We start from the raw sequence: 14,901 nt of genomic DNA on the forward strand, positions 1-14,901 counted from the left end.
GTTGCTATCGAAAATGAAGCAACCGGTGGGCGGACTCAAGCCGCGTACGGCAGCGGCCGCCGGCTCACAGCATTTTCTTGGGCACCAGGGCAATCGTCAGCCCCTTGGCCGTGACGGTGATGCTGCCGGGCTCCAGCCCCAGGCCGTCGGTCAGCATGAGGTCTTGCGGCTTGAGCTTGTGCAGCACCACTTCTTTCAGCGCCTGGCTGGCCAGGGTCGGGGCGTACGCCTGCAGCAGCGCCGCCGGGCCGGGCGCCATGTCGTCCAGGCGCAGGGCGTTGAGCCGTATCTGGTGCGCGCGCAGCGTCTGGTCGCTGGCTTCGTAACGCAGCGCAAAGTCCACGTCGAAAGTACCGGTCGAGGTGCGTGCCAGCGCCGGGCCGGCCGCGTCCACCACCATCTCGGTGCCCAGGCGGTTCAGCTCGGGCAGCAGGCGCACGCGCGGCGCCTGCACATTCAGGTTCAGCAGGCTGCCCATTTCATAACGCCGCGGGAAGCGCTGCGCCAGGGCCTGTTGCAGCTGTTCCAGCGTCACCTTGTAGCCGGTCCCGCCGGGCGCGTCCGGCGGGGCGGCGCGCGCGACACCGGCAAAGGCAATCCAGCCGGGCAGGGTCAACAACAGTCTGCGTTTCATCGGTCCTTCATTGGGAAGCGCATGCGAGCATGCAATCGGTCATTGTGCGCCGCGACTGTGCTGTCGCAGCGCATACCCGCCCTGCTGATGCGGTTGTCGGGCACATCCCGTTACGTGCAGACATGAGCCGCCTACAAGCCAACACATGCACGACACCTGCCGCGCGCTCAATGCATCAACCCGGCTGCTTGTGGACGGGTGTCAGGACACATCATGAAAACGACTCTTCTGGTTTTGACCGTGGCCGGCCTGTCCGGCTGCGCCGTTTACCCGGTGCCGGCCTACCCGACTTACCCGACCCATGGCGGTGGCCCGCCCATGGTGGTGGAGCAGCCGGTGTACATCGAAGGCGTGTACCAGCGCCGTGGGTATGCCAACGACTACCCGCGCGGCTACAGCCGGCCTGCGCCTGTGGTGGTGGTGCCGGTTCCGGTGCCGCGCGCCTTTCCGCATAGACCGCCGCCGCACGCGTCGCACCACGACCGTGGCCATGGCGACCGGGACCGCGACGGCGCACGCGATCATGACCGTGATGGCGACGGAGCGCGCGACCGCTCAGACCGCTGGCCCAACGATCCGCGCCGCAGGTAAGCCGGTTCTACCAACCGAGGTTCGCGGACAGGCGGGCCATGGTGGCGTCGTCGGGCACGCCGGAAGCCGGCAGCCCGGCACGCTGCTGGTACCTGACCAGCGACTTCTGCGTGGCCTCTCCGTACCACCCATCCACAAACCGCGCGCCGCCATAACCCAGCAGCATCAGCGCCAGCTGGACGGTGCGCACCGCCAGGTCGGGCAAAGGCCCGAGCTGGTAGCGTTTGTGGGCCAGCGCCAGCTTCTCGTCGTAGCGGTTTTTCTGGAAATCCTGCCCGTTGTAGCTGAAGGCAAACTGCACCCAGTCGGCGTTGCGCAGATGCCGCGCAAGATCCCCCTGCTCGATGAAACCCGCCATGGCGTCGAGCTGCGCATCTTCCGACGCCAGGCTGGCGCTGACCAGTGCATCCACGCTGGCAGAGCCGACCTTGCTGGCGTTGAACCCCATCACCTGGCCCAGGCCCCATGACGTGCTTTTCAGCGCCGCCTCGCGGTCGAGCATCATGGCCCGGGTGAGCCGCTCATACTGGGAAGCGCCGCCATTCCCGTAACCCCCCGCGCTGCGGTTGCTGATGTCGGGCGCTTGTCCATCGAAGCGCCCATTCGTGAGCCGGCTGAACCAATGGCGCTCGAACAGGATTTTGGGTCGCCGATCCGGCAGGAAGCCGCAGCCACTGGTTTCAACCGTCAGCACAGCCCAGAGCGCGGGGGCGTCCACCCCTAGCCGGCCGAGCACCGTTTCGATTCCCTGTTGCGACAGCGGTGACGCTTTGCCTGTAAACACCATGAGCCAATTTCCTTTCTGCCGCCCGTGATGCAGGAGCGATGCGCTCCTGAAAGCAGGCGTGTTTTTGAGAGTTGTTATGCTCCCGGTTGTAGCGGCCTGGCGGCGATTTGGCATCCCCCAAATGGAGGATAAAAACGCGCGGTGCAGCGGCCGTAGAACCAGCGGGTGAATGATGTTTTTGCGGCACACCATCCGTTCCGCCGCGCAGCACGCGGTGGCGGGTTGAAGCATCCAATCGGCCGCCGGCCCAATGAATACGGGGGAAGGCAGCTATAACAACAGGAGCGTCAGCGCGCCGTTGCGGGAATCGGCCGGCTGGCCCATCATCAGCAGCAAAGAGGCAAGCATATGTTTTTCAGCCATTCCAACGAGATCTGGACCCAGTGCCCCGAGCTGGTACCGGGCGCCATGTTTGTCCGGGGCATCAGCAGCAAGGCGGCGGTCGGCCCGCAGGTGGCGCGCTTCAGCGGCATCGCCGCGGCGCGGCTGGCCCGCAGCGGCGAAGGCGAGCTGCCGGAGATCAAGGCCTGGCGCCAGGTGTTCTCCAAGATGGGGCTCAAGCCCACCAAGTACCGCTGTGCGGCCGAGGCGCTGCTGCGTCGCCTGCGCAAGGAAGGGGCCCTGCCGCGGCTGCACCCGCTGGTGGACTTGTGCAACGCGGTCTCGGCGGCCTTTGCCATTCCGGTGGCCGTGTTCGACCTGTCCAAAGTGGTGGGCGACCTGCAAGTGCGTTACACCACCGGCCTCGAGCATTACCAGACCTTCGCCGGCGAGGTCGAGCACCCCGATGCCCATGAAATTATTTTTGCCGACGAGGCCGACAACGCCCACGCGCGCCGCTGGACCAACCGGCAGAGCAGTCTGTCGGCCGTCAGCGCCGACACCAGCACGGTGCTGATCGTTGCCGAAGCCCTGCACGAGTCGGCCTACGAAGACATGCGCACGCTGATCGCCGCGCTCATGCACGAAGTGCCTGCGGCCTGGCCCGCCGCCACGGCCAAGGCCCGCCTGCTGACCCGGTCTGCACCGCGCTTCGAGCTGCAGGCACCGGCAGCGCGCTGACAACCCGGCCTGGGTCATGGCGGTGCAGCCATGGCCCTGTCTCCAGCAACACCATGTAAAGCGCGCGTGCTGTCTTGAAACAGCATGTGTCTTGCGTCGTCAGGACGGCCGCGCCACACGTTGTACACGGGATCATCATGACTTCATCTGGTCACAACTCGCTTACTCAAAGGACTCTCATGAACAAATTACTCGCCACCCTGATCGCTACCCTGGTGACCGGCGCTGCATTTGCGCAAGCCGCCGCGCCCGCTACCCCAGCCGTGCCTGCGACGCCTGCGGTGGTCAAGGCAGAAGCCAAGGCCGACAAGTCCGTGGCAGCTGCTGTGAAAAGCGAAGCCAAGGTTGACGCCAAGGCCGACACCAAGGTTGAAAAGGCAGAAGTCAACGCTGCTGAAAAGAAAACCAAGGCCGTGACCAAGTCCGCCACGACCAAAGCCAAGGCACAAGCCAAAGCCGCCAAGGCCGACGCAGATGACAAAGCCAAGGCCACTGCCAAAGCTGAAAAAACCAGCGTGAATGCCGACGCCAAAGCCGACAAGACCATCATCAAGGCCGACGCCAAAGTGGAAACCGTCAAGGCCAACGCCACCGCTGACAAGGCCACCGCCAAGGTCGAAACCGGCGCTGTCAAGGCAGAAGCCAAGGCCGACGTGAAAGCCGCTGGCAGCAAGTAAACAGCGACGCAGCGGCTGCCAGCAGCCGCGCAAGCCAAAACAAAAAAGACAGGCCTGGCCTGTCTTTTTTTATGGGCGCCTGAAGGTTTTCAAGCTATGTCCGATGCTGTTCATTGAAGCGCCGCCATCCCCGTTCGGGCTGAGCCTGTCGAAGCCGGCCCTGAGTTTGACGACGAGTCCTTCGACCCTTCGACAGGCTCAGGACAGGCCGAGCTCAGGGTGAACGGTTCAAGTCAGCGGCATTCAAGCAAAATCGGCCGCCAGCCCTTGTTCTACCTGCGCAAGCAGCTATCAAAACAGGAGTATGCAGCGTGCCTAGCGCCCCACCACCGACCAGCCCGCCTTCAGGTTGGCCTTGTCGTTCTCGTACTCCCATGCCGTGCCGCAGCGGTCACAGCGGTACTTGGTGACGGTGACCAGCGCGCCGCCGCGCCTTTCCTGGCGGTTGGCGCCCTGCACCAGCTCCGGGTGCCCGGGGGCCTTGCGCCAGTTGCGCTGGATGCCGGCGCACGAGTCGCACAACTCCATTTTTTTCAGTTCGGTCTTTCGGTTCAGGTCGTCGGTCATGGTGGGGCTCTTGAGGTGGGGGTGACGCCTGGCCGGTGCGGGCACAAGGCTGGGCGTGGTGGGCTCCATTGTCGCGCCTTCTGCCTGCCGGTCATGGCGCTTTCTCGCCGCAACCCGTGCCCCCGCTTGTTCGGCAGGTGCATGTCGCCTCGCGGCAAGTCTTCGTAGTGCAGAGTCTGCGCAGGCGTTGGCTGGTGTCTTGCGGTGCCTTGCCAGGCGCTGACATCCCCACCACCGATCAACCGCACGCAGGTTAATTTGACGTTTCAGCGGGCTGCTGCCAACCGGGCACATTGACCGCATATCGCGTGGCCTTGCCCGCGCCTTGCCCGCGCAGCAGCCCCTTGGCCAGCAAGTCGGTCAGATCCCGCGTGGCGGTGGCCTTGGATGTCCCGGTGATCTTGGCGTACTTCTCGGGAGTCATGCCGCCCAAAAAGCCGCCGCCCAGCTCCGCGTTGCCGGCTTCCAGCAAGCGGTCCAGCACCCAGTGTTGCCGCGCATTCAGACCACATTGCGCGGCCTGCAGGCGGAAGGCGGACTTGTCCACTGCTTGCCGTACCACCGTCTGGCAGGTTCTGCAGCCCTGGACAAATGCCTGTATAAACCAGCGCACCCAGGTCGTCACGTCGATCGTTTCGCCCTGCGGCTTCGGCCGCCGGATGCACTGCGCCGTGTTCAGCCCGTCGTAATAGGCGGCGCGGGTCTTCAGCATCTGACGGGCCATGCCAAACACGCGCACCTGGGACACATCAGCGCCGTGGTCGTGCGCGTGCATGTCTTGCGCCAAAGCCATGTCCACCAGCGCGCGACCGATCCGGCCGTTGCCGTCTTCAAATGGGTGAATGGTCTCAAACCACAGGTGCGCAAGTGCCGCGCGGGCAACACCATGCAGATTCGGTGCGGCGCCTTGTGTGGGCCGGGTGGCCTCAAACCACGCCAGAAACTGTTCCATCTGGCCGGTCACCTGACTCGAAGGCGGGGCCTCATAGTGAACCACCTCCCGCCCAAGCGGCCCGCTGACGATTTGCATGGCGTCCGCATGGCTGCGTAGGCGCCCCACGGCAATGCGCGTGATGCCGGAGGTGCCCCCGGGAAACAAGGCTGATTGCCAGCGGCACAGGCGGTCCAGGTCCAGCGCGCTCTGGTGGTTTTCTATGGCGTCTTGCATAACCAACACCAGACCGTCCACATGCCGGTCATGGCTGGGCGCATCCGTCAAGCCCAGCCGGTGTGCCACTGATGATCGCACCGATTCCAGATTCAACTGCTCGCCCTCAATGGCTGCGGTGGCGATGGCCTCCTGCACCCACAGCTCACGTCGCACCTCTTGTGCCTGTCCCAGGCCAATGGCCTCCAGCAGGCCCAACAATTTGCCTTGTTCCATCCGCGCCAGGTCCAGCTCAGGCGCCATGGCAACAGCGTCAAACACCAGCGCGGGCCAGGCCGGGTGCTGCCAGATGTAGCGGGGCTGGGGGGCGAGGGTGTTGGTGGCCATGAGCCGCATTTTAAACAATACGGCTCAAAAAATGAGCCGCATTTCCCAAATTGCGGCTCAAAAACCGGGTAACAGGGCCAGCAGCCGCTGGTGCGCCGCATCTTCCAGGTCCACCGGCAACTGCTGCTTGGCGCGCAGGTAGTGGTTGGTGAACACGTCCAGGTAAGCCTCCAGCGTCTGCGCCGCCTGGGTGTCGCCGGCCAGCTCCAGGCACAGCGCGCCCACCTCCGAGGTGCAGAAGTGCGCATCGCGCTGCGAGCGGCGCAGGCGGTAGCGGGACAACTGCTCGCTCTGCAGGCTCAGCACCGGCAGCTTGTCGAGGTAAGGGCTTTTGCGAAACATCTTGCGCGCCTCGGGCCAGGTGGCGTCGAGCAGCACAAACAGCGGGCGCCTGGCCGGCGTGCCGCCCAAAGCCTCGGCGGGCAGCAGCGCCGTCACCACCCGCTCCTGCGCCACAAACTCCCCCGGAAACACCAGATAAGGCTGCCACTGCGGATCGGCCAGCAGGGCCAGTAGCGCCGGATCAACCTCGGTGCGCGCCCAGCCAAAGGCAAAGGTGTCGGCCACCACATCGGCAATCAGCCAGCCGGTGTTGCTGGGCTTGAGCGGCTCGATGTCGGCCATAACCAGGCACACGCCCGCCCGCACAGCCACGGCCGGACGCAAGGCGCATAGGCAGTGGCTGGGAACCAGCCGGCAACCAGCGCAGCGCTCCCCGCGCGGGCCGCCGCGCGCCAGAAACGGTTTGGAGCTGCGCGCCAGGCGCGCGCTGCGCAGGCGGCTGACCGCATGAGGGAGGACGTGGGGGGCTTGGGGCATGCGAAGGTTGGGGCAAGCGAAGGTTGGGGCAAGCTTGGTCGAGTAGGGGCGCACTGCAGCAATGGGGTATCACTGCACGCGCAATGACCGGTGCTCAACCCGGTGCTGTCTGAAACAGTGTCTCCAAGTGCCGCTACGGATTTTACACACTATACTACCAAAACTATAAAGGTAGTATATGCCGCTTTATGAAGAGCTTTCCGCTGCTGCCCAGACCGCTTTTGCCGGAGTGGACGATGCCGCGCGGCAGGCGGATTTAAAGCGCAGCATTGCTGATCTGCCAGGCGGATTTGCCAAAAAGAATGTTTCTGGCCGCGCCTACTGGTACTACCAGGTCAAAATGCCGGACGGCGAATTGCGCCAGTCCTATGTGGGCCCGGACGACGCCGCAACCCGTGCCCTGATCCAGCGCCATGCCGACCCGGCGGCAAAGCTTGCCAAACAGCAGATGGTGCGCATGACCAGAGCCGCGATTGAGCTGGGCTGTGCCGACATTCCACCCAAACATGCACGTGTGATCGAGCGCCTTGCAGACGGTGGCCTGTTTTCTGCCGGTGCCATTCTTGTCGGCACCCATGCTTTTCTGGCCTACCAGAACATTCTGGGTGTGCGCTGGAGTGCGGGTACCGCCACGCTGGACCTCGACTTCGCCCACGCCGGACGCAATGTCTCGTTGGCGCTGCCTGAAAACCTGAAGCTGGACACGACAGCAACCATAGAGTCGCTGGAAATGGGGTTTATACCCAACCAGAAGCACACGTCCTTCAAAAAGGCGGATGAACCGGATTTCGACCTCGATTTTTTAACCTCACGCGGCAGGGCTGGAGATGCACCGGTCACCGTGCCACGCCTGAACCTGACCATGCAGCCTTTGCGCTTCATGGAGCTGTCGCTGCAAGATCCGGTGCGAAGCACGCTCATCGCCCGCAATGGCCCGATTGTTGTCAATCTTCCACGCCCGCAGCGTTATGCGCTGCACAAGTTGCTGGTGTACGGTGAGCGGCCGCAAATCCAGCGAACCAAGGCGCGCAAGGACGTGGCGCAGGCCGCCGCGTTGATGGACTATTTGCTGGTTCACGACGCCACTGAAGTTGCCGCCCTGTGGCTCGACGTGACCGCCCGAGGACCCGGCTGGCGGCGGCGCTTGAAAGAGGGCTTCCAGGCGATGACCGATTTGTACCCGGACCGCGATTTTCAGGGACGGCTTGACCGGGCAGTTGCCGGAGTCTAATGACGTTGCCGGGTCAAGCCGGCCGGTGAATCACGCACAGCTTGTTGCCGTCCGGGTCGCGCAGGTAAGCCAGGTAGGGCTTGCCCGGGTGAGTTTCGCGAACGCCCGGTGGGTCTTCACACGTCGTGCCGCCGTTCGCCACCCCAGCCGCATGGAAGGCGTCGCCCTGTTCTGCAGACTCCAGCTTGAAACCGATGGTGCTGCCGTTGCCATGGCAGGCCGGCTCGCCGTTGATGGGTGTGGTGATGCCGAAAGTGCCGCCCGGGCTGCGGTAGAAATAGCGGTTCTTGTTGGCAACGCCCGGGGCGATGCCCAAGGTGCCCAGCACCGCGTCATAAAACTTCTTCGAGGCTTCCAGGTCACTGACGCCGACCATGACATGACTGAACATTGATTTTGTCTCCGTGGGGAACCCGCAAGCGGGCAAAAAAAGGCTGTGCGTATGGTACTTGAGCGGACTTGCGGTGGCGGTCGGGATTTGAGCCTGGCTACCTGGACGCTCTCAACGGCTGTCCGCGCATTCAAGTTCAAACAGCGGCACATCGAGCTTGCGGCTCAGCCACACGCCGCCGCCCAATTCGGTCAGGCCCTCCCGCAGGCCGCGCCGGTACAGCTCCGCCCGATGGCGATACAGGCGCGGGTCGGCAAGTTCATCGTCGATGATGTCGCGCTCGTAGTCCTCGCGCGTCGCGGCCTCTACATACAGCGCGCCCCGGCACAAGCGGCCCAGGTTGTGCAGGGCCAGCTTCAGGTCCGCCGGGCTCAGGTAGGACAGCACGGCCTGGCAGATCACCAGGTCGAACGGCTCGGCAGAAGCGTAGTCCACCACGGACCCACGCTCCCAGCCAAACCGTTCGCACAGGTACGCGCTGTACTCCACGCCCTGGTAACTCGCATCAGGAAAGTGCTTGGCCACAATCTCGCGCCACACGCCAATGCCGCAGCCCATGTCCAGCACCCGCTTCACGGGCACGCGCAGGTACTTGAGGTAGCTGCACACAAAGGTGCCCAGGCGCGCTGCATGCGCCGGGTCCACCACGCCGGTCTTCTCGTCAAAGTAATAGCGCTGGTAATACGCTTCGTCGAACCATTGATCACTTGCAGATTTCACGCGCTTTGCTTTCTTTCTTTTTTCAGGCCGTCGGCATGCTGCGCGACGGCAACAGCGCACGAGGCGTTCGGCAGCGTGTAAGGGAAATGGGGCAAGGCCCCGGGTCAATGCGCATGGTACTTGAGTCGATTTTCGGCCCTATGCGCCGCACATGATGCGGCGAATACAGCGGATGCGACCGCCCCGATCTGTCATTGCGGGCAGAGCCTGCCCCGGACCCCGGATCAAGTCCGGGGCAGGCCCGATCCGGGGACCCGCAATCCATGCCCCCGCCTTCGGTGCTGGCGCCGCTCGAAGCACCACCCATGCGGTCAGCCAGCCAATCGAAATAGAGAGGGCGCGGCGGCTTCGGCGCAGGATGGACGCCGTCACGGTAATAAACGGAGTATTCATTCATGGGACTTCTTTCTTCACCTCAAAACAGTCTGGCTGCCATGGCGGTGGGCGACCAGTGCGTGTTCAAAATCAGGCGCTCGTCGAACAATCAGTTCTACTGGACGTTTCATAACGTTCGGGGAAACACTGAACCCATGGCGCAAAGTGAAACGTATACAAGCAAACAGAGCTGCGAACACAGCATTGACCAGCTCAAGCGGTTTGCCGCTAACGCCGCAATAGACGACTTGTCTTGAAGCTTCAACATTAAAAAAAACTGGCTCACTTGGCCGGTTTGGTTTTTTCAGGTGTTGGTTTGGTCTTTGGCTCAGGCGCGAGACGGCGTGGGTCATGCGGAGAGTGGGGAAGCGGCTTGGGTGGGCGTGGCACGCACTGTAGCAGTGGGACGCATTGCACACGCGGCAAGCCAGGATCCTCAAGCGCGTGCAGCAAACGCTTTGCGATGACCTGCACCAAGGTTTGTCATTGCGGGCTTGACCCGCAATCCATGAACCCATTTGGGGTAAGCCTATAGCCTGGAGCGACTTATTTCTAGGCCGCTTCTTCCTGGGGACGGGTGGTCATAACCTTGATTCAGCAGCTCGATGCCGTCGTTGAATAGGCTTGCTACGTCGTCAGGTTCGGTCACTAAAAAGCCGAGCTCGTCGCGAGCTTTTTGCTTCGGATCTCCACGAAATGAGAGCCAATTAAAGCTTGAGACCACTGCGAATTTATCATCACAAACTAAGTGCTTTCTGTGAGTGTTTCCCACAAATCTCAGAGAAAAATTGGAGAAGCGCCGTTGCAAATCCTCTAACCCTTGCTGCGCAGCAGGTGAAATTGTTGGCTTCTGACGAGCCTTGTCTTTACCTTGAGCATCAACTTTATCCGCAAGGCCGTAGCCGATGTGTACATCAACGCCATTTCTCAACAATGTCTCAAGCGACGTGTAGAACGCACGGTCAACGACTTGATGAGTGATCCAAGGTGAGATAACGAGTAGCCGCTTAACGCTCGTGGTCAGTGCTTTTGTTAGCAGGCCAGGGTGTTCATGGCAACGAACCAGCCTCTGTGTCATGGCCCGTAACTTCGGCGGCGGCTTGCCAATTGGCTTTGCAGTTTTCCAAGATTGCTCCGCGGTGTCAGCAGCCAACTCGCCTATTTCATTTAAATCAAATAGCGCAGCCTTCAAGTCGGTGTTCTCAAGTACAGAAGAAACGTCTGGAACCTCAGCCGGAGCAAGAACATTTTTTGCCCCAACTTGGGCTGGCCCATCTAGCTCTCTAAAAGCATTCTCGTGCTCAACAGAAAAGTCATCGTCTTGATAAAAAGCAATCTGCACCTCATTGCCTTGCATCGCTTTATAGAATAGAAGCAAGCAGGGGGAAAATACCAATTCCCTGCGCTCAATGCGCCGCAGGGCAAGAAGCTCACTTTTCTCTTCATCATGTGGGCGTATGCGCGCAATGACTCTGTCCAGCTCGGGCAACGCTATGTCCTCTACCTCAGGACGGTTTGAACCGCAAAGAGGAATTTCTAGCCAACCGATCTCCTTGACTTCGCGCGGTTTGAAAAGCGACCCTGGCGGCACATGCACGAGGCGTTTCAAGAAAGGGTCAAAAACCAACTTTACTATGCGCTCCTGTGGAACGATAATTTTTGCATCACTTAGAGCCCCAAGGCCCTTAGCCGTTATCGCTACTTTGGCCGAAAAATCCCCAGTGGCTCGGATATAGCTAATGCACTCGCGTGCATTCAATGCAGCAAGAACACTCGTGAGAACCGTCTTTGGCAAACCTAAGAATGAACAAATCTCTTCAGGTGAAGTTAACCCTGAATCAGCAGCTCGCAAACAGCCTTCCTCTATAGGGCTTAGCGCTTTTTTTTCAAGAGTTAGCACCCGAGCCGTGAGTAAAAAAAATGGGAGTGCCGCCTCCTTAAATGTGGCAAGTGCATATCCGGGACGGGCATGCGCCGCTTGCTCAAGAATTAGGTCGAGACTCATTCCATCACCTCTTCCAGAGCACAAGTTTCCGGGTTGCCTTTGATATAGTCCAATACTTCTTTAAGTGGATTAGATTTGTCTTCCGCCTCTTGACAAAACTGATGGTCCCCTACAATGGCCAGCAGCTCCTTACCGCGAGAAAGCGCAACATTTATTCGCTCCATCTCTCTTAAGAACCCTAAGCCGGCGGGGTCTGAGCGTGTAACCGAAAAAATCACCATGTCTGCTTCCCTGCCTTGAAATGCGTCTATAACATTGACGTAAATATCTGAGAAGCTGGCCCATTCGTGCAGCTTTGTGTCGATCGCCGAGCGTAGGCGCTTTTTCTGTTCTCCATATCCGGTAAGAACGGCAACTGAAATCTTCTTTCCCTTTCCCTTTCCGTGTTTCATAACAAAGTCGGCTTTGGCTAACATCCGAATAATTAGCTGCACTTCAAGGTCGTTCGAGTGAGATGTACCTGCTGGTCGCGAACCTTTGTTATGTCGTGTGCTGGTAGAAAACCACGTAACCGGCCGCGGTAGGACTCCTTGAAGGTGTACGACTGGAGGGCGCTCGACACTTTTCAATTCTTTTTTGTAAAAGCATGACGAAATCAAGTCGCCAATCGCCGGAAGCATGCGGTGCTGAGTTGTTAGCGTTTTACGTAACTCAACCGGTAGTCCGTCGCTAAGCAGATTGAATAAAGTCGCTTTTTGATCCTCCACCCTTAATTGAAAGCGCTCAAGCAGGCCGGAGGTACGTAGCGCGGGATCTTGGAACGGAGACAGTTGTTTTCGATCCCCAACGAGCACTGTTCTTCGGGCGCGAGACATTGGCACCAGAACTTCTGTGGGTGTCGCGATAGAAGCCTCATCGACAATGCATAAGTCGTAAGTTATTTCATTTCTTCCGGGTATACCCATTACGCCTAAACAAGTTCCTGCGACTACTTGCGATGAGGCAATTAGAGCCGCGCGAAATTCTTGGCTACGTCCAAATCGAGCCTCCCAGTCTGCGTGTGCCACGAGGAGTTTTCGCAGTTGTCTGCCCTGCTCCGTATTCGGTGCATACACATCCGCCCAACTTCTAAGCTCAGCCGCAGAAGACTCCGCGAGATGTTTTAATGTTTCTTTGTCTTGCTCATATTTCCGTAGCTCGGAGAGTGACTCCTTCAGGTCGCGACTAAGTTCTTCCTTTTCCCTAATGAACCTATTTAATTGATCATCAAGATCGGCAAGCTCTTCGGCTTCAATGGACTTTCTTTTTTCCTCCAACAGCATGGGACGCAACTCCGCCACACGCGCCTCCACATACTCAACTCGTTCTGTCAGCCCAGCATGCCTCTCTAAAGCCATTGCCATGCGGGTATATCCAAGTTCAACTGATCTGTCGGTCGCCCATTTTTCAATGAATTCCTTGCCTTGAGAAAGTGCCGACCGTCGAAGCAACGGCAGTTTGTTATCGACCAGTAGTGCTTTGGTGCTAGCCGCGATTCTTTCGTCGTCTTCGTGCCCAATCCGAACGGCGCGAACTAGGCCATTGCTTTCCTTTGTGATGCGTTCAAGAGAATTGTCTAGGGCCACGTGGGTCTGGGATGTCAGCAATATTCTTGCTTCGCTGTTTTCGCGGAGAGTTTGAAGTACTAGCTCGGTTATGAATGTCGTTTTCCCCGTCCCCGGCGGACCCTGCACAACCATCACTGCCGGGCCCGCCATGGCTATGCGAACAGCGTCTTTCTTATCTTCGTCTATTTGTTGTTGTAAGAAATCCAGATCTTGTATCTGAGGGACCACGACATTTTCTGGATTGATAATGTGATCTCCAAGCAGTGGATCAACAGAGCGACCATAACGCACCGCATCTAGTGCAGATTTTTGCTTGTCTAGGGCTGCATCTGCCTTAGTTGTGTCGACCTCAAACTTTCCCGATTCGGGTATTGCATCTGCCTCAACGCGATTTCGTTGATTAGCCTGAATTAGTGCGACATCGTCGACGACGGATATGGCGGTGCCTAGATAAAAGTCACCATTAGGGAGTTCAACTCGAATATCTTGCTCTTCTAGAACGGTCACTGGTTGTCCAGGAGTCAGCTTAAATCTCACGGTTGAACCAGAAGCCTCAAATCTTTCATATCTAAATCGCAATTTTCGGCCGCGTTCCAATTCAGTTTTAGCACTTAACAGGTCCAGCCACGTCCTGTAAATAGCCTGCTCTCGTTGCTTTAAGAGCTGCACTTTATGATCAGCCCCAAATTGCAGGAGAAGCTCGTTGAGATCTGCAACGTTACGAGAAGACTCATCATTGGATATGCCAGAGAATGCGAGTCTGTAACCGGTTCTGCAGCTATGGTCTCGCCTTCTCTCCATATCTGAAGGTGGAATATCTAATGCAGAAACCAATAGCAGGCGTTGACCGTCTGGTGGCGTCATCACGGCAACATAGCCGTAACGACTTCCGTAAATGCGTACAGCTTTACCAAGGGACGCCGTACCATCAGGATGGGGCTTTGGTTCCCCCTTCTCATGCTCGCAGATTGCATCTGCCAAATCCGTTTCAATAAACTTCTGAATCGCATCTTCGGAAGTTAAGCCAAGATCGAATTCCACTATGCTCCGCACTTTGGTGGTCACACTGACCAAAATGGTGCCTTTGAATTCGTTAGCTTCTTTGGGTTGAAGGCGCTCAAACTCGCTCAGTAATTGAGCAGCGTTCTGCGGTCTATCCTTGGGACTTTCAATGCTCAGGCACCGGCGAAGTAGTCGTTTGACAGACTCATCAATGCTGAGGTTTTCAAGTGCTTCGAGTAGGTTCCGGTGGTTCTGAGGAGGGAGATCGACTAGCGTGGCGATGGCCAACGCGGCGAACCCAAAAACATCGCGGCTATAGCTGTAGGTTCCGTCATCCTGTTCAGGCGGGGCGTACGGAATCGATGCATACTGAGCCAGCGTAACACCTGGCTCAAGAAAATTCCGTATTTTTGATATTCCGAAGTCGCAGACTTTTACGATGCCGTCTGACGTGAGTAATACATTGCTAGGCTTAATGTCCCTATGAACGGTTGCATGAGTATGAGCGAATGCCAGTGCTTCTAGAATTTGGCGCCCGGAGGAGTTAAAAAAATCCCCCCAGTTACCAAATGGTTTGAGTTGACAGATGCTGGCCAAATCCTTTTCAATCCACTCCATAACTATGTAGTACTCGCCCGATTCGTCGTCAAATCCAGAGTCCAAGATCTGCACTATGTTTCTATGTTTTAGATCAGATAGCGCCTGCGTTTCTCGTCTAAACGATTCTTCGACAACATCATCTGTACCAGAGACAGGACGAAAAACTTTGAGTGCTACGTAAATTTCGTTTTGAGTGTCAAGCGCACGGTACACGCAGGCAATTCCTCCTCGGCGAGGTTCGCCGCTTGTCATGTAACGCCCGCCAGCAATAAATCGCTTGGTGCCGGGACGTAACGTTAACGTTTTTCCATTGCTCATAGATCGCTCTCTAAGAATTACAAATTTCTATGCTCGCCTGGGCTTTTTTACGTAGTTACATCAGGAAAACACTGCTTTTT

Annotated in this window: 14 protein-coding genes; 5 read left to right on the forward strand and 9 right to left on the reverse strand. The window is 58.6% G+C overall.

The window, feature by feature from the left end; all coding sequences use genetic code 11:
- Nucleotides 1-64: 64 nt before the first annotated feature.
- The gene (locus B7G52_RS06945; protein WP_096696897.1) at nt 65-634 is read right to left on the reverse strand and encodes a DUF1439 domain-containing protein; all 570 of its coding nucleotides are present in this window, start codon (nt 632-634) and stop codon (nt 65-67) included.
- Nucleotides 635-847: 213 nt separating this feature from the next.
- On the opposite strand from B7G52_RS06945, the gene B7G52_RS06950 reads away from it, so the two are divergent.
- Nucleotides 848-1,225 carry a hypothetical protein gene (locus B7G52_RS06950; RefSeq protein ID WP_141397396.1) on the forward strand — a complete coding sequence of 126 codons (378 nt, stop codon included), beginning with the start codon at nt 848-850 and terminating at the stop codon, nt 1,223-1,225.
- Between the two features lie 7 nt (nt 1,226-1,232).
- On the opposite strand, the gene B7G52_RS06955 is transcribed toward B7G52_RS06950, so the two are convergent.
- A complete protein-coding gene (locus B7G52_RS06955; RefSeq protein WP_170954699.1) occupies nt 1,233-2,012 on the reverse strand; it encodes an N-acetylmuramidase domain-containing protein in 780 nt (259 codons plus the stop codon).
- Nucleotides 2,013-2,360: 348 nt separating this feature from the next.
- Between B7G52_RS06955 and B7G52_RS06960 the strand changes: the two genes are divergently transcribed.
- Both B7G52_RS06960 and B7G52_RS06965 read left to right on the forward strand, forming a co-directional pair.
- Nucleotides 2,361-3,074, forward strand: a complete 714-nt coding sequence (locus tag B7G52_RS06960) for a B3/4 domain-containing protein (RefSeq protein WP_096696900.1) — start codon at nt 2,361-2,363, stop codon at nt 3,072-3,074.
- Between the two features lie 179 nt (nt 3,075-3,253).
- Nucleotides 3,254-3,751, forward strand: coding sequence for a hypothetical protein (locus B7G52_RS06965; protein WP_096696901.1), 498 nt, complete (start codon nt 3,254-3,256; stop codon nt 3,749-3,751).
- Nucleotides 3,752-4,066: 315 nt separating this feature from the next.
- On the opposite strand, the gene B7G52_RS06970 is transcribed toward B7G52_RS06965, so the two are convergent.
- From B7G52_RS06970 to B7G52_RS06980, 3 genes are all read right to left on the reverse strand, one after another.
- Nucleotides 4,067-4,318 carry a hypothetical protein gene (locus B7G52_RS06970; protein WP_096671011.1) on the reverse strand — a complete coding sequence of 84 codons (252 nt, stop codon included), beginning with the start codon at nt 4,316-4,318 and terminating at the stop codon, nt 4,067-4,069.
- Nucleotides 4,319-4,571: 253 nt separating this feature from the next.
- Complete coding sequence (locus B7G52_RS06975; RefSeq protein ID WP_096696964.1) at nt 4,572-5,813, reverse strand: Fic family protein; 1,242 nt, start codon at nt 5,811-5,813, stop codon at nt 4,572-4,574.
- Nucleotides 5,814-5,870: 57 nt separating this feature from the next.
- Nucleotides 5,871-6,632: a tRNA-uridine aminocarboxypropyltransferase gene (locus tag B7G52_RS06980; protein WP_096696902.1), complete on the reverse strand. Its 762-nt coding sequence runs from the start codon at nt 6,630-6,632 to the stop codon at nt 5,871-5,873.
- Between the two features lie 178 nt (nt 6,633-6,810).
- Here B7G52_RS06980 and B7G52_RS06985 point away from each other — a divergent pair, with 178 nt between their 5' ends.
- Nucleotides 6,811-7,863 (forward strand): nucleotidyltransferase domain-containing protein, encoded by a 1,053-nt coding sequence (locus B7G52_RS06985; protein WP_096696903.1) that lies wholly within the window; start codon nt 6,811-6,813, stop codon nt 7,861-7,863.
- 13 nt (nt 7,864-7,876) lie between these two features.
- Here the strand turns inward: B7G52_RS06985 and B7G52_RS06990 are convergent, their stop codons facing one another.
- Both B7G52_RS06990 and B7G52_RS06995 read right to left on the reverse strand, forming a co-directional pair.
- Nucleotides 7,877-8,254 carry a VOC family protein gene (locus tag B7G52_RS06990; protein ID WP_096696904.1) on the reverse strand — a complete coding sequence of 126 codons (378 nt, stop codon included), beginning with the start codon at nt 8,252-8,254 and terminating at the stop codon, nt 7,877-7,879.
- Nucleotides 8,255-8,365: 111 nt separating this feature from the next.
- Nucleotides 8,366-8,974: a class I SAM-dependent methyltransferase gene (locus B7G52_RS06995; protein ID WP_096696905.1), complete on the reverse strand. Its 609-nt coding sequence runs from the start codon at nt 8,972-8,974 to the stop codon at nt 8,366-8,368.
- A gap of 530 nt (nt 8,975-9,504) precedes the next feature.
- Here B7G52_RS06995 and B7G52_RS24415 point away from each other — a divergent pair.
- Nucleotides 9,505-9,606 (forward strand): YegP family protein, encoded by a 102-nt coding sequence (locus tag B7G52_RS24415; RefSeq protein WP_371328999.1) that lies wholly within the window; start codon nt 9,505-9,507, stop codon nt 9,604-9,606.
- A gap of 272 nt (nt 9,607-9,878) precedes the next feature.
- Here B7G52_RS24415 and B7G52_RS23245 read toward each other — a convergent pair whose 3' ends face one another.
- Together B7G52_RS23245 and B7G52_RS07005 are read right to left on the reverse strand one after the other, a co-directional pair.
- Complete coding sequence (locus B7G52_RS23245; RefSeq protein ID WP_141397397.1) at nt 9,879-11,354, reverse strand: hypothetical protein; 1,476 nt, start codon at nt 11,352-11,354, stop codon at nt 9,879-9,881.
- The gene (locus B7G52_RS07005) at nt 11,351-14,821 is read right to left on the reverse strand and encodes a serine/threonine-protein kinase (RefSeq protein WP_096696907.1); all 3,471 of its coding nucleotides are present in this window, start codon (nt 14,819-14,821) and stop codon (nt 11,351-11,353) included. Before B7G52_RS07005 ends, B7G52_RS23245 begins: the two co-directional genes overlap by 4 nt.
- Nucleotides 14,822-14,901 lie beyond the last annotated feature (80 nt).

Origin of the sequence: Polaromonas sp. AER18D-145 (genome assembly GCF_002379095.1) — a bacterium.
Lineage (GTDB): Bacteria > Pseudomonadota > Gammaproteobacteria > Burkholderiales > Burkholderiaceae_C > Polaromonas.